At 37.6% G+C, this 5,696-nt stretch carries 6 protein-coding genes; 4 read left to right on the forward strand and 2 right to left on the reverse strand.

What is annotated here, in order from left to right; genetic code table 11:
• The first annotated feature begins 187 nt into the window (after window positions 1-187).
• The 4 genes from ON073_RS19770 to ON073_RS19785 all read left to right on the forward strand — a co-directional run bounded on the left by ON073_RS19770 (window position 188) and on the right by ON073_RS19785 (window position 3,217).
• On the forward strand, window positions 188-1,096 hold the full coding sequence (locus ON073_RS19770) for a hydrogen peroxide-inducible genes activator (RefSeq protein ID WP_274763592.1): 909 nt from the start codon (window positions 188-190) through the stop codon (window positions 1,094-1,096).
• A 78-nt stretch (window positions 1,097-1,174) separates the two neighbouring features.
• A complete protein-coding gene (locus ON073_RS19775; RefSeq protein WP_274763594.1) occupies window positions 1,175-1,723 on the forward strand; it encodes an RNA polymerase sigma factor in 549 nt (182 codons plus the stop codon).
• Window positions 1,716-2,330 (forward strand): hypothetical protein, encoded by a 615-nt coding sequence (locus ON073_RS19780; protein ID WP_274763595.1) that lies wholly within the window; start codon window positions 1,716-1,718, stop codon window positions 2,328-2,330. Before ON073_RS19775 ends, ON073_RS19780 begins: the two co-directional genes overlap by 8 nt.
• 2 nt (window positions 2,331-2,332) lie before the next feature.
• Entirely contained in the window at window positions 2,333-3,217 is an 885-nt protein-coding gene (locus ON073_RS19785) for a hypothetical protein (RefSeq protein ID WP_274763596.1), read from the forward strand.
• A 48-nt stretch (window positions 3,218-3,265) separates the two neighbouring features.
• On the opposite strand, the gene ON073_RS19790 is transcribed toward ON073_RS19785, so the two are convergent.
• Both ON073_RS19790 and ON073_RS19795 read right to left on the reverse strand, forming a co-directional pair.
• Entirely contained in the window at window positions 3,266-3,472 is a 207-nt protein-coding gene (locus tag ON073_RS19790) for a hypothetical protein (protein WP_274763597.1), read from the reverse strand.
• 107 nt (window positions 3,473-3,579) lie between these two features.
• The coding region (locus ON073_RS19795) for a putative bifunctional diguanylate cyclase/phosphodiesterase (protein WP_274763598.1) at window positions 3,580-5,696 on the reverse strand (2,117 nt) is incomplete at its 5' end.

Raw genomic sequence — 5,696 nt, forward strand, 5'->3', positions numbered from 1 at the left:
TATTTTTGGCCTTCAAGTGTAACGACTTTTAGCTTGAAAAGACCCCATATGCGAACACGCAATGGGGTCTTTTTTTGTCTTGAATTTATGCAATTTAAATTAGTTTATTAAATTACAAAGACATATTTGATTTTCATGTGTTAATTTGTTTTTATCGTTATTAATTAGAATTTAATCGGTTATAACGATGAAAAACCTTCCAAGTATTAAACAACTTCAGTACTTACTTGCTGTTCATCAACATCAACATTTTGGCCGTGCTGCTGAAGCGTGTTTTATCGGTCAATCTACTCTCAGCAGTGCAATTCAAAACCTCGAAGAAACATTAGGCTGCCAGCTAATTGAGCGTGAAAATCGTAGCATAATGTTTACCGCGATTGGTGAAGAAGTCGTTGAACGTGCACGTAAGATTATTGACGATACAATTAGTGTAAAAGAGCTTACTAAAAGCTTTTTAAACCCGCTGCAAGGACAGCTTACAATTGGCATTATTCCAACTGTTGCAAGCTTTATTGCTGCCGACCTTTATCATTTATGTGCTACTGAATTTCCTGACCTTGAATTAGTTTTAATTGAAGATACCAGTGATAACTTACTCGATAAGTTGGAAAAAGGACAAGTTGACGTTGCGCTCTTGGCGCTACCTTACAACACCAAAAAATTCCACACGCATATTTTGGCACAAGACCCATTTAATATGGTGATGCACAAAGACTATGAGGCGGCAAAAGGTATTGCTGATTTCAATTTATTACCTCCTTCCTCCGTATTTTTATTAGAGCGGGAGCACTGCTTAACCGATCATGCACTGAGTGCCTGCCATTTAAGTAAAAGTGAGTGTATCAATCCTTTTGAAGCGGCAAGCTTACACACTTTACTTAGCATGGTTGAAAGACAGCTTGGTGTTACCTTTTTACCGCAAATGGCAATTAATGCCGGTATTCTTGCTCATAAACCTATGGTATTTAATGCTGCGCAAGACACTGCTTATCGCGATATTGGTATTCTGTGGCGTAAAACCTCAGGTCGCATTCGCGATTTCCGTTTGTTATGCGACAAACTAAAGCCTTTCTTTACTGAAAAATGCGCTCGCTAAAAAAAGATTAAAAAATTTAAAACTTTTTTTGAACAATGCTCGACTACTTAAACAGAGAAACAATTAGCTGGGGAATATGTGTTCTTTCAAAGCGAAAAAGGGTTAATAAAAAAAGCGCAGCAAGGTGATAAAAGGGCATGGCTTACATTAGTTAAGCAATATGAAAAGCCGATTTATCATAGTTGCTTGCGCATGGTGAGTAACCCAGATGATGCACTCGAAGTCATGCAAGAAAGCTTTATGAGCATTTATCGCTCATTGGATAAATATCGTTTTGAGTCTAGCTTTAAAACCTGGGCAATTGCGATTACAAATCGGCGTTGTGTTGAGTTTTACCGCGCCCGAAAAGTGCTTGATGAAGAAAAACAAGAGATGCTTATCGCAGAAACACAAGAACCTGAATCGGCTGATTTTATGGTGTTTATGGCAGAGCAAAACAAACAAGTTTTAAAGTTATTAAATGACTTACCTTGGGTGCAAAAAGAAGTGGTTGAATTAAAGTTTTTCCAACATTTTACTTTTGAGCAAATAGCTGAGCAGCTTGGTATATCAACCAATACAGTAAAATCCCGTTTATATTCGGCATTGTCGAAATTGCGTCAAGATTTGGAGGTGCTAAATGGCTAATTTAGATATGATTTTCCAAAAATGGTTAGAAAGTGGAAAACTTTCAGCAGAAGAGAAAAGCTTGTTAGAACAAGATTCAGTTTATGCAGAATTACTCGAAAATAGTCAGCAATGGCAAACGCTTGCAAGTGAATATCAAGAAACACCTTTACCACATTGGCAAAGGGAAGCAACTTGGTTTGAAAAGCCAAAGCCTACACCTTTTAGCAACCGAATTGCAGTTTGGTTTGCACCTGCAGCACTGGCATGCTCAGTGGTGATGTGCTCTTTAGTCTTTTTGCGCGCAGAAATTAATTACAGTGATTCTGGCTTTGCGATAAGTTTTGATAAATCAGCAGAAGTACCGGCAGTGACCTTTGAGCAGTTGCAAACATTGCTCGCTGAGCAACAAAAAAACAACGCAGAAGCGACTTATGCACTCGTTAAAGAAGCGATTGACCAAGGGCGACTAGAGCGAAAAGAAGATATTGGCGCGCTGGTTGCCGATTTAAACCAAATACGAAAACAGGATCAGGCGTTAATTCGTCTGCAACTAAATGAACTGGCACAACAGGTTGAACAACAGCCTCAGTCATCAATTGCCAAAAACCAAATATGGGAGAATTAATCATGAAAACGAATGCACGTTTTTTGATTCCATTAACATTATTAACTTCACAAGCGGTTTTGGCTGCACCTGAAAGTGATGTTCTAAGTAAAAGCCAAAAAGAAATTAGTATTATGAGTAATATTCTCAAAGCATCGCTAGATGCCGAGCAGGGTATTCGTGTAAGACAAATTAAAGGTGCTTACTTAGCTGAACAAGGTTATGTATTTAACATCAGTGCTAAAGGTATCTCTGGTAGTTTTGGTGGATGGAAGCAATTTTTTGTACAGCCTGATTTTGACGTAGAATTTGATGAAGCTGAGATGTTGATCAAAGCGGAAGAAATGCGCATAGAAGCCGCCAACCAATCATATCAAGTTGCAATGGAAACATTACGAGAATCATCAGAGAAAATGCGAGAATTTGCAGAACAAGAGCGCGAAATTGAATTTCAACTACGTGAAGTTGAACGTGAGCGTCGTGATTTAAATCTTGAGCGTAGACATGCGCAAAAAGAGAAAGATGAAAAATCGGTAGAAAAAGAAATCGCTAAACTAGAAGCTAAAATCGCCAAGCTTGAAAAAGAAAAAGCAGAAGTGCGTGATAAGCGTGATGATGCAAAAGACAAGATAAAATCAACTACTAAGGAAAAACAGCAAAAATTGGTGAAAGTACGTACGCAGAATATTCGGATTGCCAGTAATACGCTTGCTCAAACCTTATGTGATTATGGTGCCGGCCTTAAAAGTTTAAGCAAGAAGCAGTATGTAAACTTTATTATTGATAATGCTACAGGCAATAAAGAAGACTTGGTATTTGTATTTAATAAAGCGCAAATAAACAAGTGTGTTGTGGGTGATATGGATGCGGAAAAGTTACTAGCTAGCGCCCAAAGTTACACATTTTAAAGTGATATTTAAACTATCAATTCACCGTTAAAAAAACAAAAAAGCCGCTTAACTAGCGGCTTTTGAATTTAATAAACTTTCAGTTTTAACGTTTGGTAAAAAGAGTAAATAAACAAGTACAACTAAGTTGAAATAAGGTATCGCCCCTAATCCAGTAAATACTGCTTTTGGGTAGCCTTTCTCTGAAGCTTTTAAGTAACAAAAGTAGCAAATCAGGACATTTGCTATAAGCAGTAAAAAGATAAATAGTGCCATAGTCCCTCCCGTTTTTAACTTCAATCCATTCACTCATTTGAACGGTTTATTGTATGTCCGTATGGGAACAGTTTAGCCTATTCTTTGTTCGCTTTCCTATGGTTTTGTTAAAATACTTTGTAAAAATTGTTAAGCGATTGAGTTCGCTGAAATGTTTTTTGTTTACGGATTTCAGCAGCAGGAATGGGTTTACCAATATAATAGCCTTGAGCGTAATCCACGCCAATTTCTCTCAGTAATTCAAAGGTTTCTTTGTCTTCCACATACTCTGCAACGCAGGTTTTTCCAAGTGAATGACTGATGTCTTTTATCGCATTTACTAGGGCTTTATCAATGCTATCTTGGGTCATATCTTTAACAAACGAGCCATCTATTTTTACTTGATTTGCCGGCAGTTGCTTTAGGTAACTGAAGGTACTAAAACCAGTACCAAAATCATCTATCGAAAATTGGCAGCCAATCTTTTGCAATTGGGTAATCATGGCAGTTGTTGCAACAAGATTGCTAATACTTGCTGATTCGGTAATTTCAAATGTCAGTCTGTCTGGGCTGACATTGTGCAGCTTTATACTTTCAGCAATTATATTTAACAGGTTGGCATTATTAAATGCCTGTGCCGACAAGTTGATTGCTACTTTATTTAATTCAGGATATTCGCCCAGAAGTGCAATTGTTTTTTCAATGACATTTTGGTCAAGTAAATCAATATCGGTTACCAGTTCAAGTGATGGAATAAATTGATTTGGATAAATAATTTCATCATTCACAATTAAACGCACAAGGGCTTCGTAGTAACTAACCTTTTGCTCTTTGTAGCACCAAATAGGTTGAAAGTGCATCGTTAAGCTTTGGGCTTTTAATGCTTCTTTGATGCTATGTGCCCACGTAATACCCGACAATAATTGTTTGGTATTGGCATCTGATTCTGAATAACAATGTACAATATTTCTGCCGCGACTCTTTGCAACGTAAAGTGCAATATCTGCTTGTTTTAAGCATTCACTAGCATCGCAGTTGTTTTGATTAATTTGCGTCAGGCCAATAGAGCAGCTAATTGAATAGTTTTGTTCACCAAAGCGGAAACTTTGATGCTCAATTGTTTGGCATAAGCTCTCGCCGATCATATGGGCATCAAGTAAATTGGTATTTTCTAAAATAATGGCAAACTCATCGCCACCTAAGCGGCATACTAAAGCATCACCTGATACACATTGCTCAAACAGCTCAGCAACCTTTTGCAGTACTTTGTCACCTTGCTGGTGCCCTTGAGAATCATTAATAATTTTGAAATGATCTAAATCGATATAAAGTAGAGCGTGCTCTTGTTTATCAGCAGTTTTTTTACAAAAGTGATTGAGTTGCTGATCAAAAAAGTAGCGATTGTGTAAATTGGTTAATGTATCGTGATGCGCTAAGTGCTGTAAGCTAAATTCAGCTTGCTTGCGCTCATCAATGTTATCGATACTCAAGGTTATGTTACTTTTAACATGCGCTTCTTTAATCGATTGCAGTTTACATTCAATCCAAATTTGATGGCCAAGTTTATGGTTGATCTGTAATTCAACTTTATCTTTACTGCCAGGTGTCATATTTATTGATGAGATTAATTCGCTCAACTTTGCTGCATCTTTAGCCGGGAAAAAGCATGTTAGCGGCATTCCTAAGCTCGATTGCAAGCCATTGCCCGTTAAAGCTTCCCAAGCGGGGTTTAAAAAGCAAATATTTTGAGCTTGATCGATTTCTATTACCGCGGTATTCAAGTGCATTAAAATACGTTGGTGGGCAGAGAATAAATCTTTGTAACCTTGCTGGCTTTTACTAAGTTGTTCTACTTTGTCTGCGAATTCATCATAGCTCACCATAAAATCTTCGCGTCGTGCGGCTTGCTCACATACTTTATTAATAATGTTGTGATTGAATGGTAATCGAATAAAATCCGTCACCCCTAAAAGTAGGAGTTGCTCAGCAAAATCAGCATCTTGGCTATCAATAATGGTCACTACTGCTTGATTAGGGCGATGAATTCTGAGCTCTTGCAAAAAGTTATTTACGCGGTCAAAACTGCCATGTGTCGCATCAATTAATACAATTGCATATTTATATTGTTGAATTAGGGTTTGTGCAGTAGCGCAGTTATCTACGTTGGTAATGGCAAAGCCTAATTCTAAATCGTGCTTAATTTGTGCAGCGCGCTCTTCATTTGACTCAACCAGTAACAGTGGTA

It is taken from the genome of Pseudoalteromonas sp. G4 (assembly GCF_028875915.1).
In the GTDB taxonomy this organism is placed as follows: Bacteria; Pseudomonadota; Gammaproteobacteria; order Enterobacterales; family Alteromonadaceae; genus Pseudoalteromonas.